Here is a 20,340-nt window from a genome sequence, read left to right on the forward strand (position 1 = left end):
CAAAAACCGAGCGTCGTGCGGGAGCGCCGCTGCGGCAGACTGACTGAAATCTAAAAATATGGCGGACCTACGTGGCGCAGAGATTCCTCTGAACAGCGGGATGAATTCATGAACAGTGCCCTCCTCAATGTCATTCTTACTGCAATCAGGAACGCACTTTCCGAGGTGACGGAGCGGCCCGTCGCGGCGTTGAGCTTAGACATGAAGCTGGACCGGGACTTCGACCTGGACTCGTTCATGTTTGTCCAGTTCCTTCTGTCTCTGGAAGACAAGGTCGAGAATCTGCGCTTCGATCCGCTCGCGCTCGGCGAGGCCGATTTCAACGTGATCGGCAACCTTGCGACCTATATTTCCAGCCAGGCGCTGGCCAAAGCACCCTGATGCTCCACACCGCCGCTCCGTTGACAGCAGACCAGCTTTTCTCGCTCGCCCGCCAAGGTGAGGTGCGTGTCACCCTTCGTGCGCTCTGCCGGTATGTAACAGAGCTGGACGGCTATCTGGTGAGCAACGGTTTGGCGCTGCATGCCGCGGCCAATGACCGGCCCCTGGTGTCACCGTCTTCCGGCACCGCCGATATCGGCATAGAGCGGACGAGTGAAGACATCGTCCTCGTCCATCTGGGGCTCTGCCTTTCGCAGGTCCGCGGAGCAAGCGAAACCGGGCGGTTCGCCTTGCGCCAGGCGATCGCGGCAACGGCAGTGCGCCTGGGTCTGCTTGCACAGGCCCTTGATACGGCCTTCCGCCATCTCGAGCCGCGGCAGAGTTTTGGGCGCAAGGTGCTGCACCATCAGCTCGTCAAGGCACATTTCTCGGCCTCCCACGACCTGATTACGCGCCGCCGCGAAGAGCTCGCGCTCATCGAGACAAGCGGCGACCTCGCCTATGATCCGGGTGTGCAGCACGAGATCAGCACGCATTTCATGAACGTGTCCAAGCTCATGGGCGGCCACGGCTTCCTGCTCCACGGGATCAACACGACTGAATATCTGGCCTCGCTGATCCGCGCACTCTACGCCAACCCGGCTGGATCGATCGGCCTCTACGAAATTGCCGTGCATCCCTATGCCAGGCAGACGCCGGCGACCGTCGGGGGCCGGCAATGATCATCGGCAAGGTCGGACCCGACTATTATGTTGTCGAAGGCGCGATCAGCGTCGCGGCAAGCGTGCGCCCTCTCGATGCGGCGGAGCGTCGGCAGGTCGCGCTGTGGCTGGACCTGAACCAGGTTTCGCACAATGTCGACCTGCAGACGGTTGTCTTCGAGAATGCGGCACCTCACGCCGGGGCACTTCAACCTCTGCTGGCGGATATCCGCGCGCGCCTTGGCGGCTCTGATCTCTCAATCCTGTACCTCCACCGCGGCCACCAGCTGGATACGCGCTCGCCGATCCTGCAATGGCTGCTGCCGCTTGTCGGCGGGACGGGCCCCGTCTTCGCGCTGCGGGTAGACGACGAGATCGCCCGCCAGGACGCCACGACCATGGCGCGAGCCCTGCTGCACCGCCATGGAAGGGTTCTGGTGCTCACCGACGAGACCCGCCGTCTCGGCCCGCACGAGGCGGCAGCCCCCGTCATCACCTACACGGTTCTAGTCAAGGGAAGCATCGAGACCGATCCGACCATGGCTTCCCCCGGACAAGCGGTCGTCGAAAACCTGGAGGTTCGCCTGTGACCATTGACGTTTCCGTACAGCCCGCCCCGGCCACGATCCCGCAGCCGACCACGCGTATCATCGGTCAGATAGGGGCTCTCGCGGCACCGCTCGCGCTTGGCGCCTGCGTCCTTTCGTCACTCAATCTCGGCACGCTGGCCTTGCTGTCGCGCTACGACCAAAGTGGCGCGCTCCATATGATGTCCCTGCTGCAGCCGGCCTTCTTCCTCGTCATCGCCCTGATGGAAGGCCTGTCGGTCACCAACCAGGTTTTTGCCGCGCGCACGAAGCATGCATTGCCGAAGGGTAGCCTGCGCAGCTCTTCGCGCATCCTCGCAATCGCCGGTCTTTTGCTGCTCTGCCTCCTGGCCGCCTCGGCCTATGGCGTGGAGCGCTTCCTCGGAGAGCGGGCTGGGGCCTGGCAACCGACGCTGGCCGAGCTGCCACTGGCAGTCCTGTCCATGGCGGCATTCGTGATTTTCGAGGTCTACCATGGCGCTTTGCGCGGGCGCGGACGCGTGCTTATGGGGCTGGTGCCCTTCGCGATGGCGGCGGCGATCAGCCTTGCGGCAACCTATTTCCTGCTGACACGTCACCAGCTGGGCTTCGACGCGGTGCTGCTCGGCAATCTCGCCGGATCGCTGGTCATGCTTCCCCTCGTCATTTACCTCGTCCACCGCGAGGCGCGCGGCGGAGAGAGCATGCCGGCGCCCCAGCTTTACGGGAGGCTTCGCGGGCTTCTGACAAATGTCGGTGGCCCGGTCTTCTTTTCCATCCTTGTCGCCAGTGCCAGCGCGGCCGTCCTCTTCCCAGTGCTCGACCGCTTCGGCAAGGACGAGGTATCCGCCTTTCTCATCGTCATAAGGCTGCGAGTTGCATTCATGATCCCCGCCGTTGCCGCGGGCTCGGCTATTGCCATCCTCGCCAACCAATCCCTGGACGAGCACTCGAAGCATGGGCAGAGCGTGCGCCCCCTGGCTGTCGGCCTTCTCTTCGTCTTTACCCTCTATCTGCTCGCCACACTGGTCATGGCACTCATGCCTGGAGTTGTCATCGACGCCATCGTGCCGCAGCAGACAGCGGAACTGAACGACCGGTCGATCCGGCTTCTTCTTCTTCTTCTGCCGACCTTCTTCCTGCTGCCCTGCGCTATCTGCATGCAGATCATCCTCGAGCAGGTCGGCGACGGCCTCAAGGTGCTCCTCCTGACCATAGCCGTCGAGCTGGCAACCGTTGCCGCGGTTCTTTTCGTCCTTCAGGACCAGCCCTCCATGGAGCACATCTGCTACATTCTCATCGCATCGGCCACCATCATGTTCACCGCCTTCCTTGCCCGCGTCCTCATACTGTCGCGCAGATGGGAGGTAGAGCGTGTTGTTTGAACTCGCCTATCCCGCCTTGTGCCTGATGGGCGGCGTTCGCCGCATGTGTGCGCCTTGGCTCGGCCGCCCGGCTCCGGCCTTTGGCGGCGATCCGCAACCGGCGCGCTTCCGCCATCTGCGTTCGCGCCTGCGCCGCCTCGATATACAGCTCATGACGACCATTCTGCCGTTTGCCGGAGGCATGCTGGCGCTGCGGCGTTTCGAGCGCGATCGCGCCTCGGCCCCAGCGGTTGCTCTTCCCATCGATCACCATGTCAGGACAGCAAAAGCCACCCTTGCCGTGCGGCTTTGCGGCAACCCGAATGGACGTCGGGCCCTTCTTCTGCATGGCTGGGGCACCGACGGCACGATGGTGTGGCCCCTGGCGCGGTTGCTCGCCGATGCCGGTTTCAGAGTGGTCGTCCCGGATCTTCCGGGGGACGGCGCGTCGCAGTCCGCGGCGCTCTCATTTCATGAAAAGGGCCGGCTGATCGCTGCGCATTGTAGCGCGTTTGGGCCGTTCGACTGCGTGATCGGCCATTCCGCCGGGGGGCTCATCGCGGCCATCGCGCTGGACGCGGGTCTCAAAGCCGACAAGCTCATCACCGTCTGCGCGCCGCAATCCCTTGGCTCCCTGCTGCATTCCTATCTCGTCCAGACCGCCGCGCCGCGCCGGCTGATGGATGCCATCCTCGGCGTCTATCGGTTCGTCTACCGGGTCGATCCGCGGCATATCGGGCCCCGCACCTTCGCCCGGATGGGCAACCACCTCCTGGTCGTTCACGCCACCGCCGACTGGCAGGTCATCGCCGAGGAGGCGCATGCCATTCTCGCTATCGCGCCGGGTGCAGGCGTCCTGTTTCTCGACGATTGCAATCACCGCACCGTTCTGGGTCATCCCGCCCTGACCAGGGCCATCGTCGGCTTCGCCGACAACAGGCATGCCGGAGCGGAGGCCAACCATGCTAACGCTGCTTGATCTCGAGCTTCATTTTCCCGCCCGCGTGGAAAAACTCGACGACATTGCGGGCAGCCTGCTGCTGTCGCGCGACCAGCATCGGATGTTCGGCCGCTTCTTCGGTTTCGACACCTTCCATTGCGATCCGGAGCAATCGCTGCCCGACCTGGTCGGTGTTGCGGCAGACGTGCTTCTCGCCCGAAACGACGATATCGGGGCACGGCTGACCCATGTCGTCCATTGCCACACCTTGCCGACGACCAGCATCATCGATGGTTGTCATGGCGAGGTGCTGGCGGCCTTCTCGGCAAAGGGCATCGAGGTCTTCAGCGCCGCCATGAGCCATTGCGCGACCGGCTTGAGCATTCTCGATCTCCTCGACAGCATCCTGGCCAAGGACGACGTCGCTCTGGTCCTCATCGGCGAAAAGGCCTTTCACCTCGGCATAAGGGTGATCGAGAACGCGACCATCATGGGCGAGGCCGCCTGCGCGCTTCTGGTGGGGCGGGGCAGCGGACCCTATCACGTGCTCGCCAGCGCCACGCGTCACGATGGGCGGTTTGCAATCATCAAGGGCGAGCCCCACGAGCCGTTGGCGGACGGCTTCGCCGATGCCTATGTCGATTTCGCCTGCGACAGCATCCAGCGTTCCCTCGCCCGCTTCGGCGTCGGCCTTGACGATCTGCGCTGCATCCTGCCGCACAACGTCAACATCCCGTCCTGGGCGCAGATCGCCAGGCGGCTTGGCATCGGCCTCGACCGGATCGTGCTTTCCACCATCCCGCACTACGGCCACTGCTTCGGCGCGGATCCCTTCATCAACCTGCAGCATGCCCGAAGGCATAGCGTGGTCGGCCCATCCGACCTCGTCCTGCTGTTCAGCATCGGGCTTGGAATGACCGCTTCCTCAGCTTTGGTGAGCGTGAACTAGAGCATGGTGTCAAGAGGCTGAAGAGTTCTGGGCAGATATTATGGGTAGAAACAAGTAGAGTGAAATGGCGATTGGGGAGCCCCGAAATGCTCGATACAAAATCCACCATCCGGCATGCGCTGGAACAGACCGGACTTGGCCCGACACGTATCGATGACGTGTTGGGCGGCGCTCAGATCTATGGCCCGACGGGCATCATGGATTCGCTCGAGTTCGTGCATTTTCTCTCGAGCCTGAGCGAGCAAATTCGCGTCGATGTCTTCGACCTGCTCGGCGAGCTCGACATCGCCACGTCCACCATTTTCCGCAACATCGACGAGCTTTCGCTTTTCGTCGAAGCGAAGGTCGCTACAGCCGTCGAACTGACGGGGCAGTGACGACAATGGTGGGGGATGACAAGCGCCTTTGGGAGATCGCAGAGGCAGTCGGAACACCGTTCTACCTGTTCGACGCGGCACTTCTGCGCGCGCGTTACGCGGCTTTGAAGACGACATTCCCTTCGGTGGCGTTCTTCTACTCGCTGAAGGCCAACCCGAACCTGTCCGTCGTGCGCGAACTCGTGCGCGCCGGGATGGGATGCGAGGTCTGCTCCATGCTGGAACTGGAGACGGCGATCGCGGCCGGCGCGCCGGCGCAGCAGACACTTTTCGTCGGCCCGGCGAAGTCCGGGGCAGAGCTGCGCCAATGCGTTTCGGAAGGGATCAAGGCCGTCGTCGTCGAATCCGGCGAGGAGCTCCGGCAGCTTGAAGCCATCGCTGGCGAGCACGGCAAGATCCAGACCGTCGCCCTGCGCATCAACCCCGACTTCCAGTTCCCCGGCGCCAAGCTCAACATGAGCGGTAAGGCGAGCCAGTTCGGGATCGACCAATCTACCCTGTCCAACGTGCTGCGGGACGCCGCAGCCTATGGCCATGTCCGGATCGTCGGTCTGCATGTCTATATGGGCACGCGCATCCTGGACCACATGGCTATCGTCAGCAACAGCCGCCATATCCTCAGCCTTGCCGATGACGTCCGCGACCATCTGCGCTACCCACTTCAATTCGTCGACATCGGCGGCGGCTTCGGCGTTCCCTATTATGAAGGTGAAGCCGAGCTGGATCTTTGCGCGCTGGGACAGGATCTGAATCCGGTCCTCGCGGCATACGAACACGCGAACCCGCAAACCAGGATCTGCATCGAGCTTGGCCGCTACATGGTGGCGAGCGCCGGCCGCTTCGTCGTTTCGGTGCGCCAGCATAAGACGATGAAGGGCGAGAATTTCGCCATCTGCGACGGCGGATCGAACATCAATTCGGCCGCTTCGGGAAATGGCGTGCTCATGCGCAAGAATTTTCCCATGACCCTCCTGCGCAAACACCCGGAGAGCGACGCTGCCAAGGGCAACTGGACACTGACTGGACCGCTCTGCACGCCGATGGACATCATTGGCAAGGATGTGCCCATGATGTCGCCGTCGGCTGGCGACCTCGTCTGCATTCATCAGTCCGGAGCCTATGGCGCGACCGCTTCGCCAGTGAACTTTCTCGGTTTCGGACAGCCCGCCGAGGTGATGATCGACGGTGATCGCCTCACCCTCGTGCGCCAGCGGGCCTCGAACGCTATCATTCTGGCGGACCAGACGCCCCGCAGTCTGACGCCGGCACCGGCTTTCATCCGTTCGGCATCGGAATCCAACGTTTTCGATCACCCGTGCCTGGCCAAGCTTGATGCGCTGCGCCCGCTTCTCGTTGCGACAGGCGCCAGGCTCGAAAACGATCCGGAGGCATGGCGCGACCTTTGGACCAATCCGCTCCTGCGTGCCTTGACCCTGATCGGCGTGCCCGCCCGCCACAATTGCTTTCCGATCGAGCAGGCGGGTCTTGATCTCGACGGATGCAGCTACGCCCTGCAAATCGCCATGATCGAGCGCATAGCGAGGGCGGACGCAAGCTGTATCCTAGCGCTTCAGGGGCCGTCGCTTTCTGGCGGGGTCGTCCAGAAGATGGGAACGCCGGAACAGATCGAGCGCTTCTTTCGCGCCTATCAACGCGGACCGCAGGGCACGTTCTTCGCCGTGACCGAACCGACGGGGGGCTCCGATCCTTCGCAGGGGAATTCTCATCTCTGCGACAAGGCGGGAACGCTTCGACTCAACGCGCACAAGATGATCGTCGGAAACGTCGAGCGCGCTGCCGTGGGCTTGCTTTTTGCCCGCGACGAGCGTTCCGGCCGTCCGGTGCTGGTCATGATCGACCGCGAGTGCCATGCCCGCCATCTCACTATCGAGAGACTGCCGACATTCGGCCTGCACGGCGCCGATCTTTGCCGTCTGATGGTCGAGGATCTTCCTGTCCAACCGGACATGATCCTCGGCGACGGGAGGCCCTCGCTGCAGGACGGCTTCGTCGCCATCAACGATGTGTTCGAACGGAACCGGCCGATTGTCGCTGCCCTCGCACTCGGGACGGGCCGCGGCATACTCGACTATCTGAGCGAAGCCACGCATGGCGTCGAACCTCGTCTCGCGGACCTGCGCCTGCGCCATGCGGCGCTCTTGCGACGGCTCGACAGAGTGCTTGCGGCCTATGAAGCCGGACGCCCGAAGACGCAGGAAATCAGCCTCATCAAGCTGCAAGCCGTCGCCTTTGCCGATCAGGTGGTCGAAAGAGCCTTCTCCCTCGATTGTTCTGCGCAGCTGATGATGGATCCCGTGCTTCGCCGCAAGACGCGCGACGCCAAGGCCTTTGAATACATGGAAGGAACCACGAACATTCACGTGCTGAATGCCTTCCGTTCGTATGTTTCAGGAGTGCCGCATGAGCATGTTCATTGATCCGCGCACCATCGTCTGCGGCACCTTCGGCGGGCTCGAACCGGCGGCGGCGGCCTTCGCCGATCAGGTTGACTATTGGGAAGATTATACGCGCCGCTTCTTCAAATCGAACGGCAGAGCCTATACCGAAGACGACAGCAACGTCGTCCGCTGGCTGAGCGCCGACGATCGCGCCCCCTTCGTTGAGATGGTGCGGGCACTGTTGCCATCCCTGTCCGCCCGCGCCGATCTTTCCAATATCGATCTGATCATCCTTGCGCATTGGCTGCCCGATGTTCATCTCGGCACTTCGGTGACGAACTTCGCGCTGCACACGCTCGACCTTTCGGAAGGGCTCGGCTTCGCGATATCCGACCGCGGTGCTTCCGCCCCGCTTTTTGCTCTCCATTGCATCGAGCGCTACCTGACAGGGCCGCGAAACAAGGCGCTGCTGATGGTCATGGATCAGAAGCACCTTCTCTATAGGTCGGAGCTTGTCGATAGGGTCGATCCTCTCAACTCGGCCAGTCTGGTGCTGGTCCAGCGGGGCAATGAGGGTCCGCTGCGCTACCGCGGTTACCGTCGCCGTCACGAGATCGCACGCATCGGCTTGGCGGAACACCTTCGTATCATGGCGCAGGATCTGTGTCTCAATTCGCAGGCCTGCACGCTCATCGCCGACGCTGAGACCGCCGATCGGGCGGGTTGGCCTGGACCGGTGCTCGTCCAGGACAAGCGGCTGCTGTGCAGCGCACCCTTCGCCGTACTCGCCGATCAGGGAAAGCCCGGAAACGACTATCTCATCATCGTCCATGACAAATTCAGCCTGACCGGCATCGGTTTCAGCGCCGACTAAGGAGATTGTACCATGAGACTGGTTGCCATAAGTGCTCATGTCCCGGATGGCCGCATTGAAGCGGAAGAGATCGTCCGCGCTGCCGGTGGCTCGCGTTCGCAGGCGCAGGTCTTTTCCAGGCTCTTCGGCATCAACCAGGTCTCCACCGCAGCGGACGGAACGTCTCCCACTGGCGCATTCGAGGCGGTTCTCGACAGCCTGCTGCAAAAGCACGAGGGCCTGGCACCGGATGCCGCCATCTACGTTCACGCCCTGCCGCTGCAATATCCGGAAGGCAGCTCGCCGCTCAGCGAGCTTCCCGACCACCCGCTCCTCGCCGACGTGCGTACGCGATACGAAGTCGACCAGTACAATTGCGGTGGCATGTTCTGGGCGCTCGAAATGGCGGAGAGCCTCCTGCGCAGCGGACTTTCCCGCTGCGTGCTCCTGCTCGCGGGGGACGGGCATAGGGGGCTGCCGCTGTCCGAACGCTACGTTCCCGGATGTACTCTCATGGGCGAGGCCTATTACGGTCTGATCGTCGACAATGAGCACGGCGGGTGGCGCTTCGCGCCGATTGCGTTGCACATGCGGCCGGAATTCCGCAGCGGTCGTGCCGGCACGCACAGCGAGATGAGCGCGTTCTTCGCCGCCCACAACGGGATGGTCAAGGCCGCCCTCGACGAAACGCGGTTCGACTGGAGCGGGTCGTCACGTCTGCTCCCGCACAACGTCAACCAGCTCGTCTGGAAGCAGATGAGCCAGAACCATGACCTCGCTTTCGACAGGGTCGATCTCGGCCTCCTGCCGGATATCGGGCATTGCTACACGGCCGATCCGTTCGTCCTGCTGTCCAATCTCCTTGCGAAGGCGCCTGACCGTCAGGATCCCCTCACGCTTGTGTCTGTCGGAATGGGCGCCTTCATCGGAGCTTTCCAGCTTCACAGATCGATGAACGGGGTATGGCAATGAAACGTTCTCCAAATTTGCTTTCCAGCTTCCTGCTCGATACTGCCGCGGTACGTGGCGATCAAATCGCCCTGCGCGACGGGCTGCGCGAGCTGAACTATGCCCGAATCGTCCTGCTGGCCTCTGCGATCGCGCGCGACCTGCAACAGGCCGGGATCGGTCGCGGCGACCGCGTCGTGCTCTTGATGTCGAACTCCATCGGCTTTTGCGTCACCTTCTGGGGCATCGTGCTCGCCGGGGCGGTGGCCGTGCCGCTCAGCCCCGACACCAAGAAAGAAAAGTTCGCTTGGATCGTCGGCAATTGCGAGCCCAAGGCCGTCGTCATGGACGAACTCCTCCTGCCAATGGTGCAGGCGGCCATCGCCCAGACGAGCCTTCCACCTTACCTGCTAATGTATGTCGGCACCGGCCTTCTCGGACAGGACCTGATCGTATTCGATGAAGACACCGCCGCCGCCGAGGCGACGCCCGTCGCCCGGCCGCTCGCCGACATCATCGACCGTGATCTGGCCGCTATCATCTATACGTCCGGCTCCACGGGCGATCCCAAGGGAGTCATGCTCACGCATCTCAATATCACGTCGGCCGCCCGTTCAGTGTCGACCTATCTGGGTTACCGGTCCGACGACGTCGTCTTCTGCGCTATTCCGCTTAGCTTCGATTACGGGCTCCACCAACTGACCATGGCCACGCTCGTCGGCGCGACGCTCTATGTCGAAGTGAGTTTCGCTCAACCGTTCTTTGCGCTTTCCCATCTGGTCTCTTGCGGGGCGACGGTCTTCCCGATCGTGCCAACCATGGTTCCGCTGATCGAACCTTTGGTGGACCGTTTCGAGGTCGGTCGCGTCCGCTGCCTGACGAGCACATCGGCAGCGCTCCACAGCGGCAGCATCGACAAGCTGGCGGCTATGTTCTGCCACGCGACCATCTTCTCCATGTACGGCCTCACTGAGTGCCATCGTTGCACCTATCTCGATCCGGCGGAGCTCGAAACGCGCAAGATGAGCGTGGGAAAAGCCATTCCCAACACGGAGCTCTGGCTGGTGGACAAGGAAGGCCGGCGTCACTTCCGCAACGCGACCGGTGAGCTCGTCATCCGGGGAAGCACTGTGATGAAAGGCTACTGGAATAATCCCGCCAAGACGGCGGAAAAGTTGCGCATGTGCCCCGAGACCCAGGAAGTCGTTCTTTTCACCGGCGACACCTGCCGGCTAGACGAAGACGGCTTTCTCTACTTCATCGCCCGCGACGACGACATTCTCAAGGTCGGCGGTCAGAAGGTGGCCCCTTCCGAGATCGAGCGCATGCTTACGTCTCATCCGGTCGTGTCTCAGGCCGCCGCGATCGGCGAGACGCATCCGACCCATGGAGAACGCCCCGTCGCCTTCGTCACGCTGCATCCCGGGCAGGACGCCAAGCCGAGAGCCCTTCTCGACTGGTGCCGCGAACGCCTGGAACACCACGTCGTGCCCGCCCGCATTATCATCGTCGACGAATTGAGGCGTAACCAGAACGGAAAGATCGACAGGCATGTCCTGCGGGACCTGCTCGTCAACACGCTTGATCACCCCATTGCCGCAGAGGAAACCCCATCATGAACGAGTTGGAAGCCATCATCATTAAAGCCATTGTCGAACTTCTCGAACTCCCGAACCAGAATGGGCTTGCGCCCGAGACGCGCCTGCAGGACCTAGGCATCGACAGCGGCCTTATGCTGGAACTCTTCCTCCTCATCGAAGAAAGCGTGCCGAGTCTGGACATCGATCCGGCGCAACTGCTCCCAGAGCACTTCACGAGCGTGGAGAGCCTCGCGAGTTTCGTAGGCAGGAGCGTCCAGGCGCAGGCAGTGGTATGACGGCTCTTCCCAACCGTCACGAGACCTTCCAACCCACCGTGGAAGAGCGTCTGCACGCGATCTTCGAAAGCTTCGCTGGCGAGACGGCTGCAAGCTGCCGCTACGCGGGGGGCGAGCTCAGTTATGCGGAGCTGTATCGCCGGGCCGCCAATCTCCGCCATGATCTTGCCAGCGGCCCGCTTGCAGGACCGGAGCGTCCCCCGGTCCTGATCTGGGGCCACAAGGACCATCGCTACATGATCGCATACTGGGCGTGCCTGACCGGTGGCTGGGCGTTGGTGCCGGTAGAGCCGGAGACACCGGTGGAACGTGTGCGCCAGATCGCGTCGGCCTGCGGCGCCGGAGCCCTGCTCATCGCCGATACGGATACGAGGATCGAGGCGCAGATCGCTGATCTTGTGTCGGTCGTTCACATCGGCTGCGAAGACGACTGCACGGGTCTGGCCTTCGATACCGCCTGCCGGGCGCCAAACGCCGGCATCAATCCGCATGACGTGGCCTACATAATGTTTTCCTCCGGCACGCTCGGCCAGCCGAAGGGCATTCAGGTGAGCTATGCCAATCTCATCGACTTCATAGACTGGCTCGACGTGCTCCTGCCCGAGGCGGCGATGTGGCAGGGCGTGTCCGGCAACATCCGCTACTGCTTCGACGTATCGCTCTTCGAGATCTGGACCGCCTGGCTTCATCTGCTGCCGGTGACAGCGCTCGATCACGCGGACCTGGCAAATTCCAGCGGACTGATCCAGAGGGTGGCGGCCGATCGCGTTTCGCTGTGGGTCTCCACGCCATCGATCATTCGTCTCTTCCTCAAGAATCCGCGCTTCACCGGCGAGGCTCTTCCCGATTGCAGGACATTCCTCTTCTGCGGCGAGCCACTTACAAAAATGATCGTCCGCCAGCTTTTCGAGCGTTTCCCAGGATGCCGGGTCGTCAACACCTACGGGCCGACCGAATGCACTGTCGCCGTCACCGGCGTAGACATCACCGAGGCGCACCTGACGGATACGCACGAGCTGCCGATCGGCTATGCGCGCCCCGGCACCGTGCTCGAACACTTCGCCCAGGCCGAAGCGGGCGCGGAGGATGGGAGCGAACCGCTGGCGGGCGAAATCTACATCCGCGGCCTCAGCGTCGGCAACGGCTACATCAACCTGCCGGAGAAGCAGGCAACGGCCTTCCCCAAGCCGGGGCTCTACCGCACAGGGGACTGGGGATATCGGGCGAAGGACGGCCTCTGGTACTTCAAGGGGCGCATCGACCGGGAAACGAAAATCCAGGGCGTGAGGGTCGATCTCGATGATGTCGAGAAGCATGTGCGCTCGCTTGAAGGCGTCGATGATGCGGTGGTCAGCGTCTATTCGCTCGACGGCCAGCCGCGTGCGCTAAATGCCTTCGTCCTCGGACCACGCGGTGCGGCGGATCTGCGGGCCCTTGCCGAGCGGCTCGCGACCGAGCTCCCGTCCTATCTCGTCCCACGCTTCTGGTATGCGAATTTCGAAGTCAAGCTGAACAACAACTCCAAACTCGACCGCAAGGAGGTCATCACTGCCGCCGGCAAGGCGCGCGCCCGCTACGTCCATTCCGGGCTTGGCGTGGGTGTCCCTCATGGGCACTGATTCCGGTTTCTCACAGGAGGGTCCTCCGGTGGCTGCATGCCCCGTCTTCGACGCCAACTCGGCACTCTACCAGAATCTCGGCCTGCTGAAAGTAGCCGAGGAAGCATCCCGACGGCACGGCGACCTCGTTGTCCTACATACGGGCGACGACCGGGACACCTACCTTTTGAGCGGTGAGCAAGGCCTGCGCTCGTGGAAAGAGAACGCCGCCCAGCTGCTGGCCACTTTCGGCGACGTAAGGAGCAATGCCAACACCACGCGCATGCTTCTCGGCGCAGATGGCCAAGGCGCCTCCTGGGCACGGGTCGGACTGGCACTCCGCCGGGCCCTTTCGCAGGCCGAGGCGGCGTCGGAAGCGCAGTTCGACGCGGCCGCGGACGCTGCGGCCGATGCATTCATCGCCGAGGTGCAGGGCACGGTCGACGACCTTCGCGACTTGACGCGGCTGTGGGCGGTTCGCTCGGTGGCGCCTACGATCTTCGGCTCGGTGGCCGATCCGGCCACCTTGGCGCAGGGGCTGATCGCGATGCAGTCCTTCCACCGCTTTGTGTTCAACAAGACGGCGGAGACGCTGCATTCCGCCGAAAGCTCCGAGGAGTTCATCAAGATCCGTGCCTTCCTTGACCAGGTGGTCGCGGCCAGCATCGAAGCGGCGAGGCCGGGCGACCCGACATTCGTCGCCGCCCTGGCTGGGGCACTGCCAGAAGAAATCGAACCAGACGCGCGGGTGAACCTGCTGCGCCCCATCCTGTTCCGCATCCTCAAGGATCGGCTGAACGTCGACGGGCTGGGCCTGTTCTGGGCGCTTGTGCATCTGGCAAGGGATGACGCGCTTGCGGCTGCGCTGGCCGGGGAGCAGGACGCCGGCGCCAGGCCGGACGGCCGCTCCCTGGCCATGTCGGTCGCAAAGGAGACCGCGCGCCTCTATCCGGAGCATCCTTTCGTCTACCGCACGGCCGGTCGAAGCATGTCCGTCGACGGCATGACCATTCCGACCGGCGCGACCGTCCTGTTCTCGCCCTGGCTCATGCATCACGACCAGCGCTGCTGGCGGGAGCCGAGCCGTTTCTACGGCCGCCGCTTCATGGCGGAAAGCGAGGACCCCGAATGCTTCATGCCTTTCGGCCTTAGCCCCACGGCGCGCAAGCAGACACGGTTCATGCTGCGCCTGCTTTCCAGGTCGCTACACACCGTCACGTGCGCCCTGGAATTCGAGATCGCACCGGCCTGCGCGCCCGGCAACCTGCGCCCCTTCCTGCGCGCCCAACTGGCGCCCCGCGGACCTGTCCCGTTCGTCTTCCGCAGACGCCGGCAGCTGGTCGAGACAGGTTGGTTGCAATGAATAGGCGCAGGCTCGGTCGCTCGGGGCTTCTCGTAGCGCCCTTGGGACTTGGTGGAAACGTCTTCGGCTGGACGATCGACGAACGCGGATCCTTCAGGGTCCTCGACGCTTTCGTCGACCGCGGATTCAACCTCATCGACACCGCTGATGTCTATTCCAATTGGGCGCCCGGCAATCCGGGTGGCATATCGGAAACGATCATCGGCAATTGGATCAAGGCGCGCCACAACCGCGACCGGATCGTGCTGACGACGAAGGTCGGCTTCGCCATGGGCACCGGGAGAGAGGGCCTGTCACGGCGCTATGTGACAGAGGCCATTGAGGCTTCCCTGCGGCGCCTTTCGACCGATTACATCGATCTCTATCTTGCCCATCGGGAAGATCTGCAGGTCCCCATCGAGGAGACGCTGGGTATCTTCGCTGACCTAGTGCGGGAGGGAAAAGTCCGCGCGATCGGCGCGTGCCATCATGGAACGCAACAGCTTGGCACGGCCGAGCATATTTCCAGGCACGAAGGCTGGCCCCGATTCGAGACAGTGCAGGCGCACTACAATCTGTACGATCGGGGAGAGCACGAAGGGGACCTCGCGGCCTTCTGCTCTGCCCATGAAATCGCGGTCACAAGCTACTTCTCGCTGGCGCGCGGCTTTCTCTCCGGAAAATATCGGGCGCGGAGCGATTTTCGCAAGAGCCCGGCCCGCGGCTTCTTCATGAAGGCCTACCTCAACGAACGGGGGCTACGGATACTCGACGCCCTCGACGAGATTGCTCTTGCCCACGGCGTTGCCCCGGCGAGCGTGGCGATCGCCTGGCTCAACAGTCGCCCGGGTCTTGCCGCGCCGATCGCCAGTGCAACGACGCCAGCCCAACTCGCACAGATCCTCGAAGGTGCGACGCTGCACCTTGTGGCCGACGAATTGCAGCGCCTCGACAGCGCCAGCTCCTATTATTGAGGCACCGGCAATGCCTGAGCCATCTCGAACCGGGCCGATCATTGAGGTATGCCATGATCAAACGAAGTCTTTTTTCACATACGGATGACCGTTTCCGCCTCTATGTTGCGGATTTCCTCGACAGCGAGATAGCGCCATACCACGGTGACTGGGAGATGCAGGGCCGCATCCCGCGCGATGCCTGGCTCAAGGCTGGTGCGGCCGGCCTGCTGTGCCGCACGGCTCCTAGTGGCCACGGCGGCTGCGATGCCCCGTTCACCGAAGCCGTGGTCATTGCCGAGGAGCTGGCGAAACGACGGCTCTCCGGCTTTCTGACCTTTTTGCAGAGCGATATTGTAGCGCCATATTTTCTCAAGCTGGCGACGGAAAATCAGAAGCAGGACTATGTTCCGGGTTTGTGTTCGGGCGCAAAGCTCGGGGCAATCGCCATGACGGAACCGCAATCGGGTAGCGAGGTCGCGCATATGAAGACCTCCGTCGCCCGGATTGACGGCGATTTCGCCATCAACGGCGAAAAGAAACATATATCGAATGGCTTTTCGGCTGATGTAATCGTCGTCGCCGCGCGCAAGGCAGGCCTGGCCCTGGAGCAGGCCCCGCAGTTGAGCCTCCTGATCGTCGACGCGGATAGGCAGGGCCTCAGCCGAGAACCCATCGCCAAATCCGGAATGCGCGCCCTCGACACCAGCACGATCGTCTTCGACGATTGCCGTGTAGGCGGAGACAAGCTGCTGGGTGCCGAGGGTCGCGGCTTGTTCTACCTTTTGACCTTCCTGGGTCTCGAGCGTTTGATGCTCGCAATCTATGCCCAGACGAACGCGGTCACCATTCTGCAAGAGTTGATCGGCTTCTGCGGGCGCCGAAAGACATCCAGGGGCAGCCTTCTCGACTATCAGGTCAACTATTGCCGCTTGGCGGATCTCTACGGCGAATGCACCGTCAATCAGGCCTATATCGACGCATGCATCATCGAGCAGTCCCGTAGCGGCCTCAACCCGAGGGCTGCGAGCCTGGCAAAGTTGCGGGCGACGGAAACGCTGAAATCTGTTGCTGCCCTGTCGGTCCAGCTACACGGCGCCCAAGGCATAAGCGGCGTATCAGGTGAGCGTTGCACGCAGGATCTCCTCGACAGTGCCGTACAGTCCATTTGGGGCGGAGCAAGCGAAGTGCTGCGCGATGTGATCGGTCGAGGCTTGGTCAACAGTCTTTAGGACGAACCAGGCCGCCCCAATTTTCCTTAGAAATACAGCATTCGGAAAGCGCCCGGCAGGTCTTTTAGTAGCGATTGTTTACCCGCGAGATGTTGCACTTCCCCAGATGTCTTTGGAGCATAATTGAGGACTGCGGTCTTGGAGCGGCGAGGGGACTTGCCTACATCGCACATGTCGCCGATATGAAGGTCGATGAGTTCGCCGAAGGTTTTCAGGCGCGCTATACGGGACTTGGTCGGCGTCTCACGCGATCGACTTGGCGCTCGGTTTCGGTTGCCCTGCGTCGTGCATCGTCTCGGCGCAAGAAGGTCTCGCTGACGTAGCGACCTTTGCGACGGACTTGGACACGCCAGGAACCGGACGAGAGCTTTGTGTAGGTGGCCATTTTTTCGTGTGCGCTCCGTGTGCAATGAGAGATCGAAACGTGGCGAAAAGGGTCGTATTCTGGCGTAAATTCGAGTGCACTCGGCAGGTCCTAGCGATTTGATGTTAGAGAAAAAATGCTAAAATATCAAGCACATAGATTGGCCATAGCACCCATGAGCTGATGGAACGTCCCCAACTCTGAACCTTGAAGGTGGGCGAGGTTGTCGAGGCGTTGACCGTTCTGACGGGAGCAGGTTTTGCCCTCCCGGCGCAAACGCCAACAAAACAGACTACCGAGCGATGCAACAAGCTGAACCGCCATATCCGCAGCCGCGCGCTTGGCGCACGGAACTTACGCATCTTGCTTCACCCGTGACTCGCGGCGGCATATTCGTGCCCCATGTCTACCAGATGTTTATGCTCGCACTCGAGCAGGGCAAGCAATCAGCTGAGGATCTTGCGGATTTCGTCTGGGAATTCCTCGACAGTGTTGGCGAACGGCTGGTGAGGAACGGACAGCGCGTCGAAGAGAAGGACGAGAACATCAAGGAGTTCACAACTATGGCCAACGCATTCCTAACTAGGAAGCGCCCGCTGTTGCAGGCGCTCGCGGTCATGTAGGCGATCAACTTCGCCTGCCAAGCTTGGGGGTGGCGACTCTCCTCTGTGCAAAAAAAATGCAGATCCATGCAAGGCCCGCTATGTCGCTACAGTCGATTTAGGCCGGCCGTTGTCGCTCGAAGCAGGAAGTCAAAAAAACGAGGATCGGAGGCCCAAGCGATGTTGACGCGAATGCCTGCCTTCGTCCGCCGATAGTGGCCCTCACTGATCAGCCCATGGATCAGCCGCTCGATATGTCCCGAGCTGTTGACGTTCGTCAGCATCTTCAACTCGGCCAGGGAAGCGATCAGGTCTTGACGCGCCGCGATATAGCCGCAGCGCAGGTTGGCCGAGAGCGTCTTGGGGAAGGCGCGCACGCAGATGACGTTCTGCAACTGGTCGAGTGGTGCCAGGTCGACGCCGCGCACCTAACCAAGCGCATGAAACTCACCGATACATACATCGGCTACTTGGGTTTCTCCTCAAGCTTTTCATCTCCGAAAGAATTGCCTCCCAGCTGCGGGTCGATATCCGAAGCTTGACGATTCTATCCCACATCCGCCTCACGTCCGCACCCTCAGCGCCTGCTCCAGCCTGTCGGCAATCTGTGTGACGATATAGGCAATCACCATATAGATCACGACGGCAATCACGAAGGCTTCGAGGTAGTAGTAGTTCAGCGCGGCGGTCAACTGGGACTGGGCGAAGATATCGACAACCTCGATGGCGAATCCGAGAGAAAGGGCCTTCATGATGACCATCATCGAAGTTGTCAGGTCAGGAATTGCCGTGAGGGCCACCTGGGGAAAAAGGATACGTCGGAACAGTTGGCCGCCCGTATAGCCCAGCGAATGGGCTGCGTCCGACTGACCGGTGTCGAATGCATTCAGGGCTCCCTTGATAATCTCCGATTGGAACGCGGCGACACAGCCGGTAATCGCAACGACAAGGATGACCCAATTGGGGGTTTCGTGGGCGTTGAAGTTGATCCCCAGCAATGAGAACAGGAACTGGAATGCGGGCGGCAGACCGAAATAGGCGAGGAAAATCACGATGACCATCGGAACGCCCTTGAAGACGATCTTGTAAGTCATGATGAGCTCTCGCAGCACCGGCACCCGTCTGTATTCGATAAGCGCGAATATGCTGCCGACTATCGTAGACAGGACAAAAATCATGAGCGCCATTCCAATCGTCACGGGTACGGCACTCAGAATTTCCTGAGTGTCCTGGAGCAAAATATCGGTATCAAACATGGTTGAATACCCTTACGTCAGACGCTCGCGAGGAGCTCGTTCTTGATCGGAGTTGTTGTCGTCGCCTCAGGCGCTTGCATCGGTGATCGAAGCTCGAAGAAGCGCACGATGAGCCATGCGACCAGGCACATCAGCGAATAGATGACCGCCAGGACGAGGTAGGTTTCGAACTGGAACTGGTTGTAGTCGCGCTCCATGATCAGATGCGCGGTCGCCATGACGTCGGCCGCCCCGATGTACATGACCAGCGCAACGTTATGGATCAGATAGATGATGGAGTTCCCATAGCCCGGCAAAGCGAAGTGCACCGCCTGAGGACCCACGACGCGAGTAATTTTCTGTCGGAACGTATATCCAAGGCTGTCGGCCGCATCGTGCTGGCCGCGATCGACGGCCAGATATGCAGGCCGCATGACTTCCGACAGATAGCCGCCGTGGTAGAGACTCAACCCCACCATGGCAGCCATCGTCGCCGAAATAAAATCTTTGGCGCCGAACAGGATCACCAACAGCGGAAGCCCATAAAACGCGACGAACAACTGCAGTACGACAGGAACACTCCGGGCATAAGATACGTAGAGGTCCACTAGGTGACTTATGACTGGCACCCTGCGGACCCGGAGGGTTGTCGCGATGAGTGCCAGGCAGAACCCGGAAATGAGGGCCGTAAACGTGATGGCGAGCGTCAGCGGCAGTGCCGAGAGCAACTCGGGAATCATAGCAGATACATCCACTTTGAAACGCTCCTTCTTGCAATTCAGCCTTGCCGCTGACTAGCGAATATGGCCCTCGACGGCCGTGCTATTTCATGTACTGGACGATGCCCTCGCCGAACCACTTCTGCGAGAGCTTCTCGATCGTGCCGTCGTCTTTCAATTCCTTGAGAACCTTGTTCACATCGTCAGCCAGAACCTTGTTCTCGTCTGATCTGTGGATCAGCATGTAGGTGTTGTTGCTGAACACTGGTTCGGACGCCACGATATCGAGTTTCTTTTGCTCGATGACGGTCTGCTCACCGAGATTGGACGGCAAGACGAGAGCGTCGAACTTACCGTTCTGAACTTCGTCCAGCCGGTTCGGGTAGGGAATGCCTGCACTCGATGCCGTGACATCGAGCTTGTATTGCGGGTTTTCTTTCTGCCAGTTCATGATGAACTTGTAGGTTCCACCGCCGGCCGTGGTCGGAACGATCCTCTTGCCGACCAGGTCTTTCATTTCCTTGATGCCGCTGTCTTTCTTGCTGTAGATCTTCATCAGGCTGGCGCCCATAGGATTTTCCGGAATGAAGAACTGCTTGGAGCGCTCGGGCGACTTGTAGTAGCCACCCACCGCAATGTCGTACTTGCCCGTAGCGAGACCGGTTTCCTGGGCAATGTCGGAGACGCCTTCCATTTCGAACTTGTATTGCGGCAGCTTTGCGTTGATCGCCTTCAGAAGGTCGGGCTCATAGCCTTGCGGCTCGACGCCGATCGCGCCCCATGCCAGCGGCTTGGATTCGGCAGACGTAGCGATCTTGATCGTGCGAACGGTCTGGCCATAGCTGACCCCCGCCGTTGCAAGGGCAATCGCGATGCCGCCGGCGATGGCCAGGGCATAGCGGCGAGAGAAATTGGATGTGATTGCAGACATGTCTTGGTTC

The 20,340-nt window shown here is 61.4% G+C and carries 21 protein-coding genes; 17 read left to right on the forward strand and 4 right to left on the reverse strand.

Annotation, left to right across the window (positions count from 1 at the left end; all coding sequences use genetic code 11):
* Nucleotides 1-108: 108 nt before the first annotated feature.
* From NKJ75_RS02425 to NKJ75_RS02505, 17 genes are all read left to right on the forward strand, one after another.
* Entirely contained in the window at nucleotides 109-381 is a 273-nt protein-coding gene (locus tag NKJ75_RS02425; protein ID WP_352499119.1) for an acyl carrier protein, read from the forward strand.
* Entirely contained in the window at nucleotides 381-1,103 is a 723-nt protein-coding gene (locus NKJ75_RS02430) for a hypothetical protein (protein WP_352499120.1), read from the forward strand. Before NKJ75_RS02425 ends, NKJ75_RS02430 begins: the two co-directional genes overlap by 1 nt.
* The gene (locus NKJ75_RS02435) at nucleotides 1,100-1,672 is read left to right on the forward strand and encodes a hypothetical protein (RefSeq protein WP_352499121.1); all 573 of its coding nucleotides are present in this window, start codon (nucleotides 1,100-1,102) and stop codon (nucleotides 1,670-1,672) included. The genes NKJ75_RS02430 and NKJ75_RS02435 overlap by 4 nt, the downstream gene beginning before the upstream one ends.
* A complete protein-coding gene (locus NKJ75_RS02440) occupies nucleotides 1,669-3,033 on the forward strand; it encodes a hypothetical protein (RefSeq protein ID WP_352499122.1) in 1,365 nt (454 codons plus the stop codon). The genes NKJ75_RS02435 and NKJ75_RS02440 overlap by 4 nt, the downstream gene beginning before the upstream one ends.
* Nucleotides 3,034-3,184: 151 nt before the next feature.
* Nucleotides 3,185-3,991, forward strand: coding sequence for an alpha/beta fold hydrolase (locus NKJ75_RS02445; protein WP_352499123.1), 807 nt, complete (start codon nucleotides 3,185-3,187; stop codon nucleotides 3,989-3,991).
* Nucleotides 3,975-4,901, forward strand: a complete 927-nt coding sequence (locus tag NKJ75_RS02450) for a 3-oxoacyl-[acyl-carrier-protein] synthase III C-terminal domain-containing protein (protein WP_352499124.1) — start codon at nucleotides 3,975-3,977, stop codon at nucleotides 4,899-4,901. The genes NKJ75_RS02445 and NKJ75_RS02450 overlap by 17 nt, the downstream gene beginning before the upstream one ends.
* Before the next feature lie 86 nt (nucleotides 4,902-4,987).
* Entirely contained in the window at nucleotides 4,988-5,278 is a 291-nt protein-coding gene (locus tag NKJ75_RS02455) for a hypothetical protein (protein WP_352499125.1), read from the forward strand.
* Between the two features lie 5 nt (nucleotides 5,279-5,283).
* The gene (locus NKJ75_RS02460) at nucleotides 5,284-7,716 is read left to right on the forward strand and encodes an acyl-CoA dehydrogenase family protein (protein ID WP_352499126.1); all 2,433 of its coding nucleotides are present in this window, start codon (nucleotides 5,284-5,286) and stop codon (nucleotides 7,714-7,716) included.
* Nucleotides 7,700-8,551 carry a hypothetical protein gene (locus tag NKJ75_RS02465; protein WP_352499127.1) on the forward strand — a complete coding sequence of 284 codons (852 nt, stop codon included), beginning with the start codon at nucleotides 7,700-7,702 and terminating at the stop codon, nucleotides 8,549-8,551. Before NKJ75_RS02460 ends, NKJ75_RS02465 begins: the two co-directional genes overlap by 17 nt.
* Nucleotides 8,552-8,563: 12 nt before the next feature.
* Complete coding sequence (locus tag NKJ75_RS02470; RefSeq protein WP_352499128.1) at nucleotides 8,564-9,502, forward strand: beta-ketoacyl-[acyl-carrier-protein] synthase family protein; 939 nt, start codon at nucleotides 8,564-8,566, stop codon at nucleotides 9,500-9,502.
* Nucleotides 9,493-11,097, forward strand: coding sequence for a class I adenylate-forming enzyme family protein (locus NKJ75_RS02475; protein WP_352499129.1), 1,605 nt, complete (start codon nucleotides 9,493-9,495; stop codon nucleotides 11,095-11,097). The genes NKJ75_RS02470 and NKJ75_RS02475 overlap by 10 nt, the downstream gene beginning before the upstream one ends.
* Nucleotides 11,094-11,354: an acyl carrier protein gene (locus NKJ75_RS02480; RefSeq protein ID WP_352499130.1), complete on the forward strand. Its 261-nt coding sequence runs from the start codon at nucleotides 11,094-11,096 to the stop codon at nucleotides 11,352-11,354. Before NKJ75_RS02475 ends, NKJ75_RS02480 begins: the two co-directional genes overlap by 4 nt.
* Complete coding sequence (locus NKJ75_RS02485) at nucleotides 11,351-12,973, forward strand: AMP-binding protein (protein ID WP_352499131.1); 1,623 nt, start codon at nucleotides 11,351-11,353, stop codon at nucleotides 12,971-12,973. The genes NKJ75_RS02480 and NKJ75_RS02485 overlap by 4 nt, the downstream gene beginning before the upstream one ends.
* Nucleotides 12,963-14,315: a cytochrome P450 gene (locus NKJ75_RS02490; RefSeq protein ID WP_352499132.1), complete on the forward strand. Its 1,353-nt coding sequence runs from the start codon at nucleotides 12,963-12,965 to the stop codon at nucleotides 14,313-14,315. The genes NKJ75_RS02485 and NKJ75_RS02490 overlap by 11 nt, the downstream gene beginning before the upstream one ends.
* Nucleotides 14,312-15,268: an aldo/keto reductase gene (locus NKJ75_RS02495; RefSeq protein WP_352499133.1), complete on the forward strand. Its 957-nt coding sequence runs from the start codon at nucleotides 14,312-14,314 to the stop codon at nucleotides 15,266-15,268. Before NKJ75_RS02490 ends, NKJ75_RS02495 begins: the two co-directional genes overlap by 4 nt.
* Nucleotides 15,269-15,321: 53 nt before the next feature.
* Nucleotides 15,322-16,479, forward strand: coding sequence for an acyl-CoA dehydrogenase family protein (locus NKJ75_RS02500; protein WP_352499134.1), 1,158 nt, complete (start codon nucleotides 15,322-15,324; stop codon nucleotides 16,477-16,479).
* 666 nt (nucleotides 16,480-17,145) lie between these two features.
* Nucleotides 17,146-17,466: a hypothetical protein gene (locus NKJ75_RS02505; RefSeq protein ID WP_352499135.1), complete on the forward strand. Its 321-nt coding sequence runs from the start codon at nucleotides 17,146-17,148 to the stop codon at nucleotides 17,464-17,466.
* Nucleotides 17,467-17,552: 86 nt separating this feature from the next.
* On the opposite strand, the gene NKJ75_RS02510 is transcribed toward NKJ75_RS02505, so the two are convergent.
* The 4 genes from NKJ75_RS02510 to NKJ75_RS02525 all read right to left on the reverse strand — a co-directional run bounded on the left by NKJ75_RS02510 (nucleotide 17,553) and on the right by NKJ75_RS02525 (nucleotide 20,330).
* A complete protein-coding gene (locus NKJ75_RS02510; protein ID WP_352499136.1) occupies nucleotides 17,553-17,873 on the reverse strand; it encodes a hypothetical protein in 321 nt (106 codons plus the stop codon).
* A 135-nt stretch (nucleotides 17,874-18,008) separates the two neighbouring features.
* Nucleotides 18,009-18,701: an amino acid ABC transporter permease gene (locus tag NKJ75_RS02515; protein WP_023809599.1), complete on the reverse strand. Its 693-nt coding sequence runs from the start codon at nucleotides 18,699-18,701 to the stop codon at nucleotides 18,009-18,011.
* A 17-nt stretch (nucleotides 18,702-18,718) separates the two neighbouring features.
* Nucleotides 18,719-19,435, reverse strand: coding sequence for an amino acid ABC transporter permease (locus NKJ75_RS02520; protein WP_352499137.1), 717 nt, complete (start codon nucleotides 19,433-19,435; stop codon nucleotides 18,719-18,721).
* Nucleotides 19,436-19,502: 67 nt separating this feature from the next.
* Nucleotides 19,503-20,330 (reverse strand): transporter substrate-binding domain-containing protein, encoded by an 828-nt coding sequence (locus NKJ75_RS02525; protein ID WP_352499138.1) that lies wholly within the window; start codon nucleotides 20,328-20,330, stop codon nucleotides 19,503-19,505.
* Nucleotides 20,331-20,340 lie beyond the last annotated feature (10 nt).

Origin of the sequence: Mesorhizobium sp. M0058, from assembly GCF_040323095.1 — a bacterium.
In the GTDB taxonomy this organism is placed as follows: domain Bacteria; phylum Pseudomonadota; class Alphaproteobacteria; order Rhizobiales; family Rhizobiaceae; genus Mesorhizobium.

Bases quoted from the DNA above. Each gene is read 5' to 3' on its own strand.
- NKJ75_RS02425 (WP_352499119.1), top strand. From the start codon at position 109: ATGAACAGTGCCCTCCTCAATGTCATTCTTACTGCAATCAGGAACGCA.
- NKJ75_RS02430 (WP_352499120.1), top strand. From the start codon at position 381: ATGCTCCACACCGCCGCTCCGTTGACAGCAGACCAGCTTTTCTCGCTC.
- NKJ75_RS02435 (WP_352499121.1), top strand. From the start codon at position 1,100: ATGATCATCGGCAAGGTCGGACCCGACTATTATGTTGTCGAAGGCGCG.
- NKJ75_RS02445 (WP_352499123.1), top strand. From the start codon at position 3,185: ATGACGACCATTCTGCCGTTTGCCGGAGGCATGCTGGCGCTGCGGCGT.
- NKJ75_RS02450 (WP_352499124.1), top strand. From the start codon at position 3,975: ATGCTAACGCTGCTTGATCTCGAGCTTCATTTTCCCGCCCGCGTGGAA.
- NKJ75_RS02455 (WP_352499125.1), top strand. From the start codon at position 4,988: ATGCTCGATACAAAATCCACCATCCGGCATGCGCTGGAACAGACCGGA.
- NKJ75_RS02460 (WP_352499126.1), top strand. From the start codon at position 5,284: ATGGTGGGGGATGACAAGCGCCTTTGGGAGATCGCAGAGGCAGTCGGA.
- NKJ75_RS02465 (WP_352499127.1), top strand. From the start codon at position 7,700: ATGAGCATGTTCATTGATCCGCGCACCATCGTCTGCGGCACCTTCGGC.
- NKJ75_RS02470 (WP_352499128.1), top strand. From the start codon at position 8,564: ATGAGACTGGTTGCCATAAGTGCTCATGTCCCGGATGGCCGCATTGAA.
- NKJ75_RS02475 (WP_352499129.1), top strand. From the start codon at position 9,493: ATGGCAATGAAACGTTCTCCAAATTTGCTTTCCAGCTTCCTGCTCGAT.
- NKJ75_RS02480 (WP_352499130.1), top strand. From the start codon at position 11,094: ATGAACGAGTTGGAAGCCATCATCATTAAAGCCATTGTCGAACTTCTC.
- NKJ75_RS02485 (WP_352499131.1), top strand. From the start codon at position 11,351: ATGACGGCTCTTCCCAACCGTCACGAGACCTTCCAACCCACCGTGGAA.
- NKJ75_RS02490 (WP_352499132.1), top strand. From the start codon at position 12,963: ATGGGCACTGATTCCGGTTTCTCACAGGAGGGTCCTCCGGTGGCTGCA.
- NKJ75_RS02495 (WP_352499133.1), top strand. From the start codon at position 14,312: ATGAATAGGCGCAGGCTCGGTCGCTCGGGGCTTCTCGTAGCGCCCTTG.
- NKJ75_RS02500 (WP_352499134.1), top strand. From the start codon at position 15,322: ATGATCAAACGAAGTCTTTTTTCACATACGGATGACCGTTTCCGCCTC.
- NKJ75_RS02505 (WP_352499135.1), top strand. From the start codon at position 17,146: ATGCAACAAGCTGAACCGCCATATCCGCAGCCGCGCGCTTGGCGCACG.
- NKJ75_RS02515 (WP_023809599.1), bottom strand. From the start codon at position 18,701: ATGTTTGATACCGATATTTTGCTCCAGGACACTCAGGAAATTCTGAGT.
- NKJ75_RS02525 (WP_352499138.1), bottom strand. From the start codon at position 20,330: ATGTCTGCAATCACATCCAATTTCTCTCGCCGCTATGCCCTGGCCATC.